Here is a 17,455-nt window from a genome sequence, read left to right as displayed (position 1 = left end):
ATATAGGAGAATCTTCATGGATGGTAATTCTAACAACGGTCAAAACGGCAACGGCAACGGTAAAAGCGATGAACTGACCCAAGCGGGTAAAAACGTGGCCACTACCACGAAAAATAAAAGTATTACCCCTTCCTTACCCACTTTCAGCCCACCGGAACAATCGGTGATCCTGAAACAATCGCCCATTTGGTCGCGGACGATTATCTGGACATTAATGAGTGTCACCACTGCCGCTTTAATTTGGTCAGCGTTCGCCAAAATCGAGCAGGTGGTGGGCGCCCAAGGACAACTTAAACCCCAGGGCAAAGTGCAAGAAGTACAATCACCGGTGAATGGGGTAGTACAGGAAGTTAAAGTTAAAGACGGCGATCGAGTTAAGAAAGGTGATTTGCTGGTTTTAATGGATTCCAGTGCCTCGAAAGTGCAGTTAGAATCCTTGAGAAAAATTCGCACCAGTGCTGAGAAGGAAAATCAATTCTATCGTCTCTTAATGGCGCAGGATCTGACACCGGCAGCAGTGGAAAGTTCGATCGCTCAATTAAAATTACCGAGTGAAATCGCCGACTTAGCCCGTAATCGTGCCGCTTTGGTGGCAGAAAATCAACTTTATCAAGCACAGGTCAATGAAGGTGCCTCTAGCTCTTCTTTACAAGGTGATCAATTAGCCCGTTTAGAGGCGGCCCAACGGGAGTCCGATTCTCGACAAGCGGCCGCTAGATTGGAAATGGAACAACTAGAAAAACAATTGGCCCAAACTAGGGTACAGTTGGCCGATGCCCGCTCGCAATTAATTAATGATCGCTTCGTCTTAGAAGAAATTAAGACTCGTAATGCCAATGCCATGAAACAGGGCCAAGAAAGCTTGGATATCGAGCGCAATATTCTTAACGATATTGAACCGTTGGCAGAAGAAGGAGCAGTGGCTCGTTATCAGATCAACAAGCAAAAACAATCGGTTACTGACCGTCAAAATGAACTGCTGCAGCAAGAGGCTAATGGCAAAATCGATCAAGAAAAACAAGAGAAAGAAGTACAAACCGGCATCGCCGAAATTTCCCGTTTGGAACAGGAGGAAAAGCGTTATTTCCTGTTGATCTCCCAAGCGCGAGAAAAGCTGATTAATACCACGGTAATCACGGAAAAAGATGTGCGCGATAAAATGGCGGACAATCACAAACGGATCGCTGAAATCGATAGTCAGATCAGTCGCATTATCATTGATAATAACAAGCGCATTGCTGAACTAGACAGTCAAATTAGTCAAGCACAACAGACGATTAAATATCAAAAAATTACCGCCCCCATCGATGGTGTGGTCTTTGATCTCAAGGCGCGGCCGGGGTTTGTTCCCCAACCGAGTCAAGCGGAGGCATTATTAAAACTTGTTCCCGATGGCTGTCCCACCCAGGTCAAAGATGCCGCTAAAGGTTGTTTAGTGGCAGAGGTGGACGTGACTAACCAAGACATCGGTTTTGTCCGCGTGGGACAAAAAGCCGATATTCGCATTGATTCCTTTTCCTACAGTGAATACGGCGATATTAAGGGAGAAGTAATCTCGATCGGTTCCGATGCTTTACCTCCCGACGAAAATCACCGTTTTTATCGGTTCCCCGTCCGGGTACGCTTGAACAGTCAAGATTTAGTTTTGAAAGATCAATCCACTCTACCCCTGCAATCGGGGATGTCCGTGAGCGTCAACATCAAAGTCAATGAAAATCGCACTGTTTTGGGACTATTTACCGATATGTTCAACAAACAGGTGGATACTCTCAAACAAGTCCGTTAAGCGAAAAAATTCGGGGGTACATCCTGCCAACGGCCCGATCCGATGGCGTTAATCGCTTCCGAGAGGTTAACTGCACCGGTATAAAGGGCGCGGCCCACGATTACTCCCGTTACTCCCAAAGGTTCCAAAGACAATAAACTCAGTAGATCCGTCAGGGAACTAATACCCCCGGAGGCGATCACGGGAATTTCGACAGATTCGGCTAATTCTCGCAAAGCGGCGAGATTAGGGCCAGAAAGCGTGCCATCTCGATGAATGTCAGTGTAGATAATCGTGCTGGCCCCTCTTTTTGCCATATCTTGCCCAAGAGCGATCGCTTCTACCTCGGAGGTTTCTAACCAACCCCTGGTGGCTACTTTGCCATCGCGAGCATCAATACCGACAATTATTTGCCCCGGAAAGCTTTGACAAAGTTCGCTGACTAATTCTGGCTTTTCTACGGCTATTGTCCCTAAAATCGCCTTTTCTACCCCGATTTTTAGGAGATTACTCACCGTTTCTAGATCTCGCAGTCCACCCCCCACCTGCACCGGGATGGCAATATCATTAAGAATTGTTTCAATAGTTGACAAATTAACCGATTTACCCTCTTTAGCTCCATCCAAATCAACTAAATGTAATCTGGTTGCCCCCTGATTGACCCATTCTCGCGCCACTATTGCGGGATTATCGTTAAAAACCTGCGATTGTTGGTAATCTCCCTGATAAAGTCGCACACATTTGCCATCGAGAATATCAATAGCGGGGATAACTTCCATGTTTTTCTCAATATCTAACTAAGGAGCGTTTTTTATTATATAGTACCAGCCGTCAGCTATCCGTGATCAGTTTGGAGTCTGACAGGGGAACAATCCCTCTCAAAGCATTGTCCACAAAGGTTTTGAGGCTCTTCAGTTACAAACAGATACATCGCTTTCAGCCAAAAAGCTAAGGAGAGAATCAGGGATTTGGGCGAGCTTACTAGAAATCTTGATCAACAACTGGGGATCAGCTGCATCGAACTTTTTGGCTCGAACACCCCAAAAAGCTTGTACTGTAAAGAGTTCAGCCAGCTTGTCCCCCTGTCAGGTTTTGAGTATTAAGTGAGCAGTATCTATTAAGTGTGCACGATTAAATGGCAGTAACATTGCTGTCTTTTCACTGATTACTGTTTACTGATCACTGATTACTGATTATCGATTCCTAGAAGAAAAAATTCTTCTAGAATGATAAGTAGATATACTAGAGGAATTATACTCATGTCTGCTGGGAAGTTTCAAACAGCCGCTTCATTATCTGATCGAGAGCTAGAAATACTCGATTTAGTGGCTAATGGTTTAACTAATCAAGAAATCTCGGAAAAGCTAGAGATTAGTAAGCGTACCGTCGATAATCATATTAGTAACATCTTGACGAAAACAAAAACCGATAATCGGGTGGAGTTGGTGCGTTGGGCATTGCATTGGGGTAAAGTTTGTCTGGATGATATTAATTGTTGTATCCTTCCTTCCCCGGTGCCGACCGATGATCAGGTTTCCTAAACTTCTGGGACTTTTGCTTGCGGTTAATATCATCAGTCTGGGGGGATGTAGTGATGCGGGTTTTGTCACCCCTCCCCAACAGCTTTTAGGAAATACTTTAAATACCCCTTCCTCTGAAGATAATCCCCGTTTTAACTACGATGGTCGTTATCTGGTCTTTGCCTCCGATCGCAGGGGTCAACGAACGATTTATTTATTCGATCGAGTGGCTAATCGTTTAGTTCCCCTACCCGGGTTAAATCAAGCAAAAACCTATCAAGATCAACCGGATATTAGTGCCGATGGTCGCTATATTGTTTATGTGTCGGAACAGTCCGGTAAACCCGATATATATATTTATGATCGACAAACTCTGCAAACCAAAAATCTCACCGAAAATATTTTAGGAGAAGTGCGTCGTCCGACGATTAGTGGTAACGGTCGTTTTATTGCTTTTGAAAGTAATCGTTTCGGTCAATGGAATCTGGAAATATTTGATCGAGGTGGTGAAATTTCTCCTTCTTTACCCTCGATCAATTCTTCCCCGTCCCGATAATCAGTGATCAGTAATCAGTGAAAAGACAGCAATGTTAAGTAGTCGTGCAAAATTAATTTCCTAGTGAAGATAGGCAAGAGGCAAGAGGTGGTTAGATATGTGTAATTAATTTTGCTTAGGTACTTACTGCCATTTGATATGGAGAGTTTGGTCAGTATCTCTGTCAAAACTGGAATTAGCAGCACGGCAGGGATCAACAGATTAAATCCCTGGGACTTTATATTATGCCAGAAAGGACTGTCCCTCCCGGAGAAAAACAGGCAATTGAAAAAGAACTACTCTGGCAGCAAAATTGTCGGCTCTCCCAGCTTTGGTGGGTAAAATGTATTCTAAGATACATTTCTCAAGAGCGAGGGGGTGGAACGAACCACAAAGACACAAAGGACACAAAGATCGATCGATCCTATGTCAATTAAACTTATCACACAGAACCTAGAAGAGCCAATTGTCTTTAATCAGCTATCAGTCATCAGTCATCATTTATTATTTATTAGCCAGATCCAAGTCATCTTTTTCCCTTTCCCACTAACTACCGCTCAACTTTAAACATCGCTAGAACCGCTCTGGAGAGTAGCGAGGGATTTCTCAAAATTCATTCTCTGTTCGGCATTGCGGAGAAAGTAACCACTCATCATTGCCGAGGCCAATAACCGGCCTAGATGTTCGCGACTGGTACTGATAGTGACCCCGAAATGTTCAGAGGGAAGGTTGCCCAAAAGTCCGATAATGTTGCGTTCCATCACCTGGAAAACCTCTGGGGACTCCGGTTTCGAGAGTTGGGCGATTGTTTCTGGACTTAGGGTCTGCACATACTGCCACAAACTCTCGGAAAATTCGCTATCGGTACCAAATAAATTGTGATGGCGATCGTTTTCTCTATACACCTTTGATCTCCTTAACTCAATTTTTTTAAATTACCCTTTTGGTTCTTCCAATCTAACAGTTTTTTGAAATAGTGGGAGTCGGTAGAACCGAACCTGAAGGTGATGGTAATCCCAAGCAGAAAACCCATCTCCAGCAAAAATAAAAAACTTAACACTGATGATAACCGATCGCTGTTCACCGATAACTTTTATTTACCCATACCTAACTGCTGGGCCTTTTGATAGACTTTCCCCTCCGTCAGCAGCGAGGGAGCAATCACCACTTCCACCTGTTGCATTTCTCTTAAGTTCTTAGCACCTAAAGTTCCCATACTGGTTTTCAGCGCCCCTAGGAGGTTATGAGTACCATCATCTAATTTTGCCGGTCCAACGAGGATTTCGGCAATAGTTCCCGTACTGCCCACACTAATTCGGGTCCCCCGGGGTAGAACCGGACTAGGTGTGGCCATACCCCAGTGAAAACCGCGGCCAGGGGCCTCCAATGACCGGGCAATGGGAGAACCAATCATTACCGCGTCAGCACCACAGGCGATACATTTGCAGATATCACCGCCGGTAATAATGCCGCCATCGGCAATAACGGGGACGTATTTACCGGTTTCTTGGAAAAAATCGTCCCTAGCGGCGGCACAATCGGCCACAGCAGTGGCTTGGGGAACTCCCACTCCTAAAACGCCGCGAGAAGTACAGGCAGCCCCCGGACCGATACCGACTAAAACCCCAGCTGCCCCGGTTTTCATCAGGTTAAGGGCGACTTCGTAGGTGACGCAGTTACCCAAAACCACGGGAATGGGCATTTCTTGGCACAGTTGCACTAAATCGAGGGGGGTGATAGCTTCCGGGGATAAATGGGCAGTGGAAACAACCGTTGCTTGGACAAAGAGAATATCGGCCGCTGCTTGGGCAACGATAGCACCGTATTTGACGGCACCGGCAGGGGTGAGGCTAACTGCCGCAATACCGCCTTTTTCTTTAATTTCTTGAATACGAAGCTCGATTAGTTGCGGTTTAATCGGTTCTGCGTAGAGTTCCTGCATTAAACCGACGAATTCTGCTTTGCCGACCGCCGCAATGCGATCGAGAATCGGGTTAGGATCCTCGTAACGAGTTTGAATACCTTCGAGGTTTAGTACCCCTAGCGCCCCCAACTCGGAGAGAAGGACGGCCATTTTAGTATCCACCACCCCATCCATAGCGCTGGCGATAATCGGGATTTCCCGCTCGATATTGCCGAGAGACCAACGGGTATCGGCTAAACTAGGATCGAGGGTTCGCACTCCGGGTACAAGTGCGATTTCATCGATACCGTAAGCTCTACGGGCTGTTTTGCCCCGACCAATAATTGTATCCACGTTTCTATACTATTTCAGACCTATTTAGCCTAGACTAGCAAATTTCGCACCATCTCGAAAAGCTTTTCGGTATTATGGCAAACTAGGCATCGGGAAAATAATCGCCACAGTTGATCGCTTGTTCGGTGTTGGCGCTCCTGGGTTGTACACTACATTTGAGGCGATAATCGTTGGTAAAGTAGCGGCAGTGGGAGCAAGGGATAGAGTGCATCCGTCGCGCAACTTGCCAACTATCGCGCACGGCACTGGTTAAAGACCAGCAAACTAAAGCGATAATGGCAGCGGCGATTGAAAAACGTAAAATAATCCAGATTTCCATGGCGAGCAACTAAAATTACCTGATGTGGATGGGAATCAACCGAGGTAATCGGCAGATGGTTAGATACTGAACCGTTTACTGACATCCAGACTAACCGTTAGCAATCACCAGACTTTTAAGAACATTTTCGGTCATGGCCGCTATTTGATCCAATTGTTCCTGATGGCGTTTTGCCTGTTTTTTGGCTTCTACCTTGCGTTTCAGGGCTTCCCGGGCTAAATCATCGCGATTTCTGCTTAAAGCTTCGATCGCTACTCGATTCCATGTTTCTGCTTCTTGAATGGCTTTTTTGTACTGGGGTTGAATTTCATCCCAACTCACCTTAAGATTGCTTAAAGCCCCTGTTAACAGGGTTTGGGCATTGTTGGGGTCGGCTCCGATCAGGGATTTTTTCAGAGGTTCGTAGAGTCCCACCGCTTGTAAATGGGTAATAATCGGGATAAATTCTTCTATCTGTTGACTTTTGCTAATACCGGTCTTACACCAAGTGGCAAAATGTTCGCAGTTGTTAAAAAGAAGATTATATTTCTGCTCCCCCAGACGACTTAGCGCCCTTTCTACCACCACATCGGGGATAAATGAAAATCCCACCTCTACATAGCGCACCACATAGATTTTACCCCCCCTAGCAAAGGTTTCTAGGGAAGTTCGTTCCACAATCTCGCTCGGTTTTCGGTAATGAATGACGCTACCATCACCGCAATCGATGCCATGATGGGCATAAACACCCCGAAGATTGAGCAATTCCCGATAGGCGTATATTTGATCCCCTTTAGCCATATTTTTTTAGTGATAAAGTAAACAAGGAGATTATCTATTGACCCAGTTTTTCTAGTTATTAATCTTATATTTTAGAGATTATGGATGCTTTTAGTCCCTTTCCCCCTGACTGGACAGAGAATGCTGTTCACGCCTACAATTTTTGTTGTCCTTACTGTGGGGCAAAAGCTAAAGAAGCTCAGGCCGTTTGGATCAATCGCCGCGCTCCCGTTTTAGGAGAAGATTCTCGTCGTAAATGGCAGGAATTCTATCATTGTCAATGCGATCGAGTTTGGTGGGCCTGGAGTAGTGATCGACCTGCCGAAAATAAGTAATTCTGAATCGGGAATGGAAAATATGGCCGATGTTTATGTTTCTTGGGATGAATACCATCGTCTGATCGAAAAATTAGCAGTAAAAATCGATCATTCTGGTTGGCAATTTGCTCAGATTGTCTGTTTAGCTAAGGGAGGATTGCGCGTCGGTGACATTCTCTGTCGTCTTTTTCGTCAACCCCTAGCCATTCTCTACGCTGCTTCCTACGGGGGGCAAAATCATCAAATTCGGGGAGAATTAACTATTTCCTCGAATTTAGCCATGATCGAAGCCAAATTAAAGAGTCCCTTGTTATTAGTGGATGATTTAGTCGATTCGGGAATCACTCTCCAAAAAACCTCGATTTTATTGCAGGAAAAATACGGGATTACCAATATCAAAACTGCGGTGATCTGGTACAAAGCGGCATCAAGAATCAAACCTGACTATTATGTGGAATATTACCCCGATAATCCTTGGATTCATCAACCCTTCGAGCGTTACGAGTTAATTACACCCAAAGACCTCCTAGAATAAATTCAGTTTAGCATCAGCTTAGAGAGTCCCCCTTTAAAAATCTCACCAAAGAAGATTGATATCTGAAATCGGCAACGTCATCTATTCTCCGTAGGATTCAGCAGTAATTTTACCCCGAAAAACGATGTAATTATAAACTGTATAAGCTAGTAAAATTGGGATTAAAAAACCCACAAAAGTCAGCATAAACACCAAAGAACTAGGGGCGGCCGCCGCTTGATAAATTGTCACGGACGGGGGAATAATATCGGGGAAAATCAACAATCCCAAACCGATAAAAGAGAGCATAAACAGCAATACTGTCCAGACCATGGGGGTGTTTTCTTCCTTTAGTTGCAAACTCCGCAGTAATAAACCCAGTAAGACCACAGCTAAAATCGGGATGAGGATAAAGATGTAAATTAGTCGAGGGTCAAATAAACGCTGACGGATATGGTCAGAAAGCAGCGGCGTACTGATGGTGATAAAGACAGCACCGATAAAAGTGGTAATAGCGGCAATTTTTGCCGTTTTATAGTGAACTTCCTGTAAATTACCCGTAGTTTTCAAAATTAGGTAAGTGGAACCCACTAAAACATAAGCTTGGATTAAAGTTAGAGACACTAGAATCGATCGCCATGTTAACCAATCAAAGGGGCCGCCGGCAAAATGACCCAATTCATCCACTTTAATGCCCTCAAAAACCGCACCGAGGGCGAATCCTTGCCCCAAAGCGGCCAAAAAACTGCCGAGTCCGAAGGCATAATTCCAGAACAACTTGCGACGAGAATGTTCACGAAACTCGAAGGAAACAGCCCGAAATAACAGCCCCACCACCATAATCACTGCTGGCAGGTATAAAGCGTTTAAAATTGTCCCGTAAGCTAGGGGAAACGCCCCAAACAGGGAACCACCCATCAAGACAATCCAAGTTTCGTTAGCATCCCAAACATTGCCCAAACTGGTCATTAAAATACTGCGACGCTTCTCGGAGGAGGAAGTCAGGGAAAGAATTCCCACCCCCAAGTCAAAACCATCGAGAAGGACGTAGAGAAACAGAAATAATCCCAGAATAAAAAACCAAATTTGCGGCAAAAAATACTGTAACGGTTCCATAGTTCCTCCTATTGTTGCGCTTCTAGGGAACGAGGATTTAGTTCTGGTGAGGTCACTTTTTCCTGTTGAGTCCCCGGCAGTGGTAAGTTAAGATTTGGTCCCTGACGGATAATAAGACTACCGAAATAGAGAGCAGAAACCAAGAAAACGACATAAATCGCCGTAATTCCGATTAAAGAGGTTAAAATCTCGCCTGCGGGCAGTTTAGAAGCAGCATCCACTGTCCGGATTTGATTGTAAACTGTCCAGGGTTGACGACCGACACAACGGACAATCCAACCGGTTTCAACCGCAAGATAACCCAGAGGGGCTGCAAAAACCCAAGCGCGCAGTAACCATTTTTGACTGTCGATTTTTTCGTGACTCAGTTGACCGCGCAGCCATTGCCCGACAGTTACAGCCATTAAAGACGCAAGAAAAAGACCGATAGCGACCATAATCCGGAAGGAATAATAGATTAGCCCCACCATGTGCGGTCTGTCTTCGTATTTCCACGTTTTTAAGCCGAGAACAGGTTCCGATAACTTGGGTTTTAACTCCAAAAGATAACCCAAAGCATTAGGAATCTTCACTTCCCAGCTATTTGTCTCCGCTTTATCCTTGGGTAAAGCGACCAAACTCCAACCGGCAGTTTCTCCCGCAGGAATAGTTTCCCATTGCGCTTCCATGGCGGCTAATTTAGCCGGTTGATAGTGATACACTTGTTCAGCACTAAGATGACCGACAAAAATTTGCAAGGGAGCAATAACAATCGCTAGAGTAAGAACAATTTTGAGAGAACGACTAAAAAAGCTAATGTGACGTTTATTGAGCAAATACCAAGCACTAATCCCACCAATGACGAAAAGAGAAGTTTCCAGAGTAGCGAAAAACATATGCAGGAAACTATTAACCATGAAGGGATTGAGAATCGCTTGTAGGTAATCCTGAACGATAAATTTACCATCCACGAAAATGCCGCCGGCGGGGGTTTGCAGCCAAGAATTAGCGGTTAAAATCCAGAAAGTGGAAAGATTAGCCCCGAAAGCGACGAGAATTGTCGCTAGGAAGTGAATTAAAGGGGGAACTCGTCCCCAACCAAACAACATAATTCCTAGAAAACTAGCCTCTAGCATAAAGGCCATGGTTCCCTCGAAACCGAGGATAGTTCCGAAAAAGTCCCCCACTGCTTCCGAAAAAGGCGCCCAATTCATACCAAACTGGAAGGCCATGGGTAAACCAGAAGCAACTCCAATGCCGAAATTGAGAATGTAGAGTTTTGACCAGAAGCGAGCGTGATGATAGTAGTCAGGATTGCGAGTTTTTAGCCATAATCCTTCGACAATGACTAGATAAATGCCCATACCAGTGGTTAACACCGGCCAAAGCATATGGAAGATAGCGGTGATGGCGAATTGTATCCGCGACAAAGCAACGGGATTGGCAAGTAAATCCATGATTACAATCTTTAAACGATCGTGAAGATATGATAAGCACCTATAATACTTAGCCAGTAATGCCCTGAAAAGGCAAGGGTAAATAGGGATTATACAGATTGTTTTTAGATTTATGCGATCGCTTTGGTGTTAGTCAATGACTTAGTTAGTATTCTTGTATTATATTGGGGGGAAAACTCAGAAAAATTGCTAGAATATTAGCCTGATTAATTAATTTTCCCCTCGATCGAGTATGACTTTCTCCTCAGCCGCAGACTTTCAAGATGAATTTGATGTCATCGTCGTCGGGGCGGGCCATTCCGGCTGTGAAGCGGCCCTAGCTTGCGCCCGTCTCGGTTGTCGTACCCTTCTCCTCACCCTTAATCTCGATAAAATCGCTTGGCAACCCTGTAACCCCGCCGTCGGTGGTCCAGCTAAATCCCAATTAACCCACGAAGTGGACGCTTTAGGCGGCGAAATTGGCAAAATGGCCGACCGCACCTATCTGCAAAAACGGGTTCTTAATGCCTCTCGCGGACCGGCAGTCTGGGCCCTACGCGCCCAAACCGATAAACGGGAATACGCGGCGGTGATGAAAGGTATCGTCGAAACCCAAGCCAATCTGGTTATTCGGGAAGGCATGGCCACAGACCTGATTTTAGGGGCAAATGAGCAAGTTTTAGGGGTAGAAACCTATTTCGGCACTTGTTTCGCCGCTAAAGCCGTCATTTTAACCACTGGCACTTTTTTAGGCGGCAAAATCTGGATTGGCGGCAAATCCATGGCCGCCGGACGCGCGGGCGAATTTGCGGCGGTGGGTTTAACAGAAACCCTAAATCGTCTCGGATTCGAGACCGGTCGCCTAAAAACTGGCACTCCTGCCCGTGTGGATAAGCGTTCGGTGGATTACTCCCGCATGGAACCGCAACCGCCCGATGACGAGGTACGTTGGTTTAGTTTTGATCCAGAGGTGTGGATCGAACGAGAACAAATGAACTGTCATCTCACCCGCACCACGGCGGCAACTCATCAATTAATCAGAGATAATTTACATTTATCCCCCATTTATGGCGGTTTTATTGACTCCAAAGGGCCGCGTTATTGTCCTAGTATTGAGGATAAAATCGTCCGTTTTGCCGATAAAGAAAGTCATCAAATTTTTATCGAACCGGAAGGGCGCGATATTCCCGAACTTTATATCCAAGGCTTTTCAACCGGACTGCCGGAAAATGTTCAATTAGCAATGCTGCGGACTTTACCCGGTTTAGAAAACTGTGTGATGTTGCGTGCTGCCTATGCAGTGGAATATGATTATTTACCAGCAACTCAGTGTTATCCAACCCTGATGACGAAGAAGATTGAGGGGTTATTTTGTGCGGGACAAATTAACGGGACAACCGGTTATGAAGAAGCGGCAGCCCAGGGACTGGTGGCGGGGATTAATGCGGCCCGGTTTGCTTTAGGAAAAGAGTTAATTGTTTTTCCCCGGGAGGAAAGTTATCTAGGAACTTTGGTCGATGATTTGTGTACCAAGGATCTGCGGGAACCCTATCGAATGTTAACCAGTCGTTCCGAATATCGGTTAATATTGCGATCGGATAATGCCGATCAAAGATTAACACCTTTAGGGCGAGAAATTGGCTTAATTGATGACCGGCGTTGGCAATTATTTCAAACTAAACAAGCTAATATTATCGCTGAAAAAGAACGCCTACACGAAACGAGAATTAAAGAACGGGATGAGGTGGCAATTGCCATCGTTAAGGATACGGAACAAAAAATCAAAGGTTCTCTCTCTTTAGCGGATTTACTGCGTCGTCCTAGCTTGCATTATCTCGATCTTGATCGTTATGGTTTAGGTAATCCCGAGTTAAATTTAGCCGAAAGAGAAGGGGTAGAAATTGAAATTAAATATTCCGGTTATCTGAAACGACAACAAAATCAAATTGACCAAATTAGTCGCCACAGTAACCGTCATTTATCCCCCGATATTGACTACATGAAAATCGAAACTTTGTCAATGGAATCGCGGGAAAAATTAACAAAAATTAAACCCGCCACCATCGGTCAAGCCTCGCGAATTGGCGGAGTCAATCCTGCCGATATCAACGCTTTATTAGTGTATTTAGAAATGCGGCAGATGTCGGCAGTTAAAAGTTAGCAAATAATCTCGATTTTAAGCGATCGAGAGTTATCATCGGCTGCTTAATTAGGGTTTGCTGAATAAATGTGAAATGTAGGCAAGGTAAGGGTTTTGTGGCTTTTCTCGCGAAACAGGTGCAAGATTTTGAGAGAATCATGCTTCAAAACCTTGCGTCTTCATCGGCCCGCCTCCTGTAGGGGCGAAGCATTCGGGCAATAACCTATCGGTGAAACCGTAGATTTTCTATCCGAATGCTTCGCCCGTACTTTTTCAGCAAACCCTAAGTGGGTGGGTGGAATTAAATATAAAATGAACGTAGGTTGGGTTGACGTAAGGAAACCCAACGCCCGCATGGGTTACGCTACCGCTAACCCATCCTACAAATAATTGTGCCTACCTACTTAATTAGCAGCCCCAATCAAAATAAAGGGCGACCAAAAATAAGGATGGCTTTTAATTTGACTCAGTTTGGCCTTTTGCATGGCTTCACTTTTAGTCATACCATTCTTGAGATTTTGATAAAATTGCGTCATAATTTCCGCACTGGTATTATCTTCAGCACTCCAAAGACTGGCAATTACTGATTTAGCACCGGCTCTTTCTAAGACGTAAGCAAGTCCTGAAATTTCCTGGCCGTCTGCGTTGGCTTCCTTGGCGGTTTGACAGGCACTCAGGGTGATTAATTCGGTATTTTTTAAGCCTAATAATGCGGCATCGGCGATGTTATATTGCTCTTTATTTGCGAAAAGAATAGTATTAGCTTGCATACCCAAATTAGGACAGCCAGCAAGATTAAAACATCCATGAGTTCCTAAGTGTAAAATCGAGAAGCGAAAGGCTTGTTTTTTGAATATATCTAGAGTTGCATTTGTACCGAGATATTTTTCACTTCCCGGAAAGATTTTGCTGATAGTTTCTGCTTCTATTTCTGTGCCTTTAAGTTCTTCTTGGGTGGGTTTAGGGTTAGCAAATGCTAGGCCTTGTAAGGGTTTTCTTTCGGTCGCGGGAGGGGTAGATGTGGAGATGCGAGTTAAATAATAAATTGGATATTTTTCTAGGAGAACTTGGTCATTTTTCTTATCGTAGAGAGTTTCAAAGGGAATATAGCGCAGTTGTCCGGTGGCGATAATAGCGATATTTTTCGGGGAACTGGTGGCAATTTGGGACTCGATGGGACGGATTAAAATCTCGTATAATTTACTACCGGTAACGAGGTAGTCGGCATTTCGACGATCAGCTAATTGGGTACGGTATTCGCTGACGAGTTTATTCAATTCATCGCGTTTTGTATCACTTTGAATAACGATTAATTTTTCTCTAGTAACGAGAAATAGGGCGACTTTATCGCGGAGGAGAACGGGTTGAATAACGAGGGTATCAGGAGCGATATTTTTCTGGAGTTGGGCGATGTCGGTGGGTTTAGTTTCAAAAAGTTCAGCAATTTCAGGATATTTATCTCCGATAGTTTCCGCATTTTTATACACTTTTTCCTCGAATTGTCGGAGCTGTTGTGCCAGTTCTTGGGAGTATTTATCCTGTAGTTGTCGGCGCATTCCTTCGAGTTGTCGATTGTCGGTGTTCCAGTTATCAAGTGCTTTTTGTGCATCGGGATCGGCAACTTTGGCATTAATCAGGCGATTGTAATCGGCGAGATCGGCAGTAGTGGCGAGGTTAAGCCATTGAAAGGCTTTTTCTGGTTGATTTTGTTGGATGAGGACTTCGGCGAGGGTGATTACCGGAGTTTGATTCTCATTAGCGGCTAAAAAATCCTTGCGATCATCGCGGGATAATTCGCTACGGGTTTTTAAAGTAATGTTTAGGGATGCTTCTAAATTATCGATCGCCTTTTGGTACTGTCCGAGGGAACCGTAAGCGATTCCTAAATTGCCTAAAGAATTGGCTTCCCCTTGGCGATCGCCTATCTCCCTATTGATAGCTAAAGACTGTTGATGGTACTCGATCGCCTTTTGGTACTGTCCGAGGGATAGGTAAGCGGCTCCTAAATTGCCTAGAGAATAGGCTTCCCCCCGTCGGTCGCCTAACTCCCTCGCAATGGCTAAAGACTGTTGAAGGTACTCGATCGCCTTTTGGTACTGTCCGAGGGATTGGTAAGCGTTTCCTAAATTTCCTAAAGAATTGGCTTCCCCTTGGCGATCGCCGATCTCGCGGGCGATAGTTAAATGCTGTTGCTGGTACTCGATCGCCTTTGGGTACTGTCCGAGGGAACGGTAAGCGATTCCTAAATTGCCTAAAGAAGCGGCTTCTCCAGAGCGATCGCCGATCTCCCTCGCGATGGCTAAAGACTGTTGATGGTACTCGATGACTTTCTGATACTGTCCGAGGGATAGGTAAGCGGCTCCTAAATTGCCTAGAGAATAGGCTTCCCCCCGTCGGTCGCCTAACTCCCTCGCGATGGCTAAAGACTGTTGATAGTATCCGATCGCTTTTTGGTACTGTCCGAGGGATTGGTAAGCGTTTCCTAAATTGCCTAAAGAATTGGTTTCCCATTGGCGATCGCCAATCTCCCTCGCGATCACTAAGGACTGTCGAAGGTACTCGATCGCTTTCTGATACTGTCCTAGTGAGTTGTAAGTGTCGCCTAGATTGTTTAAAGAATTGGCTTCATTGGAGCGATCTTTAATCTTCCTCGCGATAGCTAAAGACTGTTGCTGGTACTCAATCGCTTTCTGATACTGTCCCAGGGAATCGTAAGCAACCCCTAAATTGCCTAAGATTTTGGCTTCACTTCCTTGATCGCCGATCTCCCTAGCAATGCTTAAAGACTGTTGATAGAACTCGATCGCTTTTTGGTGCTGTCCGAGGGAACCGTAAGCGATTCCTAAATTATTTAAAGAACTGGCTTCCCCAGAGCGATCGCCGATTTCCTTATCTATGGCTAAAGACTGTTGATGGTACTCGATCGCTTTTTGGTACTGTCCGAGGGAACGGTAAGCGAGTCCTAAACTACTTAAAGAAAGCGATTCCACCTGCCGATAGTCTAACTCCCTCGCGATGGCTAAAGACTGTTGATGGTACTCAATCGCTTTTTGGTACTGTCTGAGAGAGTCGTAAGTAAGTCCTAAAGCGCCTAAAGAAAGCATTTCCCCTTGGCGATTTTTGATTTCTCGATAAATCTGTAAGGCTTTTTCCCAAGATTGTAATGCTTCCCGAAATTGACTGGTTTGATATTGTTGAATACCTTGTTGTAAAAGCCTATCTGCTTCGGCTTTCCTCGCGTTTGTATTTTGCGCCATCACCGCAGGGACGAGAGAGGAGAGTTTCCCGTTAACAACTGGTAGGGTGACGGTAGCCACTAGAGAAAGAGTAAGTAAGGCGTAAAATTTGGGATTCATAGTTATTTCCGCTATCAGTTATTAGTTAATACACCTCATCATGAGTTCCAATGTTAATCAAAACTATCCTATCTGTTTGAGTTTTCTCGTCTCGTTCTAAATAGAAAATGATGCGGCAATCATAACTACAGGAACAAGCTCTCAATTCCTGATATTCTCCCCTGACTCGATTAACATTTCTTGCTGTTCCCTTGGTAATTGACTAACCAACTCCAGCGCGTTTTCAAAGGTAATCATATTGAACTACCTTGTTAAATTTAATGCGATAACAGTCTTATTTAAGTACGAAGATCTAATCAATGACATGATTTTTCCCCTCGCTAACCCGACATTAGAGGAATCTTTAATAAACGTTTCCTAATCCAATCAGCTAATTCTTCCTCTGAAAGCTTACCAACAGCAAGATCGATCCATATCTGGTATTTTTCTTGACTAGAAGCTTGAACATCGTAGCCATTGAGCCTGAGAAAAGTCCTCGTCACCACATAGGCCGTTCTCTTATTCCCATCTACAAAAGGGTGATTCTTGACAATCCCATAAGCGTAGGCTGCTGCCAAAGAAGCCATGTCAGGAGGCGACTCAGAATAAGCCAGAAGATTTTGCGGTCGGGAAAATGCGCTTTCTAGCAACCCCTCATCTCGAATACCCTCTAATCCACCATGCTCGGCTATTTGGCGGTGATGAATCGCGAGAGCTACCCCATCAGCTATCCAGATTAGCTGGTTCATGAGCCTAAGTTGCCAGCTTTCTCAAAACATTCCAGTCTTCGCGCATCACTTCCTCCGCCACTTCCATTTGCTGGACAAATTCGGGGTCGTAGGGTGTAAGCTCAAAGCCATTCGGCGTTTCCAAGACGTAGAGCATATCGCCTTTACTAAGGCGCAGCTTCTCCACCAACTCTTTCGGGAAAATCACCCCCATAGAGTTCCCTACCGTTGTGACTTTTAACTTAATCATCGTTTTTTGACTGAGTAAATATGTCAATTATAGCACCTCCCATATTTCCTGAATTTCTCACATCACTTAACAATTTAGTATTAACTTTCCGAACCATTGTCTAATCTCTTGTTTTTCACTCTCTTCCAACGGAAAATCAATATTTTTGAATCGTTCGGCCGTTCTCTGTTTGACTGCTAAAATCTCAATCCCTACAATCCTATCCGTCTCATCGTAATCATAGATAATCCCCGGCGCTAGTTCCTCAGAATCAATAACCTTTCCCTCAAAACGACGAATATAAGCGGCATTAGCGGCTCGATCATAGTTTATTTTCATAGTTTCCCCTTTAATCGGCGTTCAAAATGGACAGTTACCAAAAGATTATAATTACTAAGTAGGTAGGCGTTAAAAATTATCAGAAACCCCCCTTATCAAGGGGAGCATGGGGGATCGCCACCCCCCTTATCAAGGGGAGCAGGGGGGATCAAACCCCCCTTATCAAG

General features: G+C 44.8%; 17 protein-coding genes. 6 read left to right on the top strand and 11 right to left on the bottom strand.

The window, feature by feature from the left end; all coding sequences use genetic code 11:
- Positions 1 to 16: 16 nt before the first annotated feature.
- Positions 17 to 1,786, top strand: coding sequence for an HlyD family efflux transporter periplasmic adaptor subunit (locus MICAI_RS05225; RefSeq protein WP_008198769.1), 1,770 nt, complete (start codon positions 17 to 19; stop codon positions 1,784 to 1,786).
- Here the strand turns inward: MICAI_RS05225 and hisA are convergent.
- Positions 1,783 to 2,544, bottom strand: a complete 762-nt coding sequence (hisA, locus tag MICAI_RS05220; RefSeq protein ID WP_008198767.1) for a 1-(5-phosphoribosyl)-5-[(5-phosphoribosylamino)methylideneamino]imidazole-4-carboxamide isomerase — start codon at positions 2,542 to 2,544, stop codon at positions 1,783 to 1,785. The genes MICAI_RS05225 and hisA overlap by 4 nt on opposite strands.
- A 480-nt stretch (positions 2,545 to 3,024) precedes the next feature.
- Here hisA and MICAI_RS05215 point away from each other — a divergent pair, with 480 nt between their 5' ends.
- On the top strand, positions 3,025 to 3,306 hold the full coding sequence (locus tag MICAI_RS05215) for a helix-turn-helix domain-containing protein (RefSeq protein ID WP_002754772.1): 282 nt from the start codon (positions 3,025 to 3,027) through the stop codon (positions 3,304 to 3,306).
- Positions 3,290 to 3,841, top strand: a complete 552-nt coding sequence (locus MICAI_RS05210; protein ID WP_008198763.1) for a TolB family protein — start codon at positions 3,290 to 3,292, stop codon at positions 3,839 to 3,841. The genes MICAI_RS05215 and MICAI_RS05210 overlap by 17 nt, the downstream gene beginning before the upstream one ends.
- Positions 3,842 to 4,383: 542 nt before the next feature.
- Here MICAI_RS05210 and MICAI_RS05200 read toward each other — a convergent pair.
- From MICAI_RS05200 to MICAI_RS05185, 4 genes are all read right to left on the bottom strand, one after another.
- Entirely contained in the window at positions 4,384 to 4,725 is a 342-nt protein-coding gene (locus tag MICAI_RS05200; RefSeq protein ID WP_008198760.1) for a DUF760 domain-containing protein, read from the bottom strand.
- Positions 4,726 to 4,913: 188 nt separating this feature from the next.
- The gene (locus tag MICAI_RS05195) at positions 4,914 to 6,077 is read right to left on the bottom strand and encodes a GuaB3 family IMP dehydrogenase-related protein (RefSeq protein ID WP_008198757.1); all 1,164 of its coding nucleotides are present in this window, start codon (positions 6,075 to 6,077) and stop codon (positions 4,914 to 4,916) included.
- An 82-nt stretch (positions 6,078 to 6,159) separates the two neighbouring features.
- Entirely contained in the window at positions 6,160 to 6,396 is a 237-nt protein-coding gene (locus MICAI_RS05190) for a hypothetical protein (RefSeq protein WP_039899623.1), read from the bottom strand.
- 90 nt (positions 6,397 to 6,486) lie between these two features.
- Positions 6,487 to 7,176: a lecithin retinol acyltransferase family protein gene (locus tag MICAI_RS05185; RefSeq protein WP_008198756.1), complete on the bottom strand. Its 690-nt coding sequence runs from the start codon at positions 7,174 to 7,176 to the stop codon at positions 6,487 to 6,489.
- An 80-nt stretch (positions 7,177 to 7,256) separates the two neighbouring features.
- Here MICAI_RS05185 and MICAI_RS05180 point away from each other — a divergent pair, with 80 nt between their 5' ends.
- On the top strand, positions 7,257 to 7,490 hold the full coding sequence (locus MICAI_RS05180) for a hypothetical protein (RefSeq protein WP_002771307.1): 234 nt from the start codon (positions 7,257 to 7,259) through the stop codon (positions 7,488 to 7,490).
- Between the two features lie 22 nt (positions 7,491 to 7,512).
- Positions 7,513 to 8,007 carry a phosphoribosyltransferase gene (locus MICAI_RS05175; RefSeq protein ID WP_039899628.1) on the top strand — a complete coding sequence of 165 codons (495 nt, stop codon included), beginning with the start codon at positions 7,513 to 7,515 and terminating at the stop codon, positions 8,005 to 8,007.
- 81 nt (positions 8,008 to 8,088) lie between these two features.
- On the opposite strand, the gene cydB is transcribed toward MICAI_RS05175, so the two are convergent.
- Positions 8,089 to 9,102 (bottom strand): cytochrome d ubiquinol oxidase subunit II, encoded by a 1,014-nt coding sequence (gene cydB / locus MICAI_RS05170; RefSeq protein WP_002753098.1) that lies wholly within the window; start codon positions 9,100 to 9,102, stop codon positions 8,089 to 8,091.
- 8 nt (positions 9,103 to 9,110) lie between these two features.
- The gene (locus MICAI_RS05165) at positions 9,111 to 10,538 is read right to left on the bottom strand and encodes a cytochrome ubiquinol oxidase subunit I (RefSeq protein WP_008198748.1); all 1,428 of its coding nucleotides are present in this window, start codon (positions 10,536 to 10,538) and stop codon (positions 9,111 to 9,113) included.
- Positions 10,539 to 10,770: 232 nt separating this feature from the next.
- Between MICAI_RS05165 and mnmG the strand changes: the two genes are divergently transcribed.
- Entirely contained in the window at positions 10,771 to 12,678 is a 1,908-nt protein-coding gene (mnmG, locus tag MICAI_RS05160; RefSeq protein WP_008198746.1) for a tRNA uridine-5-carboxymethylaminomethyl(34) synthesis enzyme MnmG, read from the top strand.
- 383 nt (positions 12,679 to 13,061) lie between these two features.
- Here the strand turns inward: mnmG and MICAI_RS05155 are convergent, their stop codons facing one another.
- The 4 genes from MICAI_RS05155 to MICAI_RS05140 all read right to left on the bottom strand — a co-directional run bounded on the left by MICAI_RS05155 (position 13,062) and on the right by MICAI_RS05140 (position 17,288).
- Entirely contained in the window at positions 13,062 to 16,013 is a 2,952-nt protein-coding gene (locus tag MICAI_RS05155) for a CHAT domain-containing protein (RefSeq protein WP_008198744.1), read from the bottom strand.
- A gap of 320 nt (positions 16,014 to 16,333) precedes the next feature.
- A complete protein-coding gene (locus tag MICAI_RS05150) occupies positions 16,334 to 16,741 on the bottom strand; it encodes a type II toxin-antitoxin system death-on-curing family toxin (RefSeq protein WP_008198742.1) in 408 nt (135 codons plus the stop codon).
- 4 nt (positions 16,742 to 16,745) lie between these two features.
- Complete coding sequence (locus MICAI_RS05145) at positions 16,746 to 16,970, bottom strand: AbrB/MazE/SpoVT family DNA-binding domain-containing protein (RefSeq protein WP_012267820.1); 225 nt, start codon at positions 16,968 to 16,970, stop codon at positions 16,746 to 16,748.
- 66 nt (positions 16,971 to 17,036) lie between these two features.
- Positions 17,037 to 17,288 (bottom strand): DUF2283 domain-containing protein, encoded by a 252-nt coding sequence (locus tag MICAI_RS05140; protein WP_008198736.1) that lies wholly within the window; start codon positions 17,286 to 17,288, stop codon positions 17,037 to 17,039.
- Positions 17,289 to 17,455 lie beyond the last annotated feature (167 nt).

Origin of the sequence: Microcystis sp. T1-4 (genome assembly GCF_000297435.1) — a bacterium.
Lineage (GTDB): Bacteria > Cyanobacteriota > Cyanobacteriia > Cyanobacteriales > Microcystaceae > Microcystis.
Note: the sequence above shows the minus strand (reverse complement) of the source record. Positions and strands in the feature narration are given on the sequence as shown.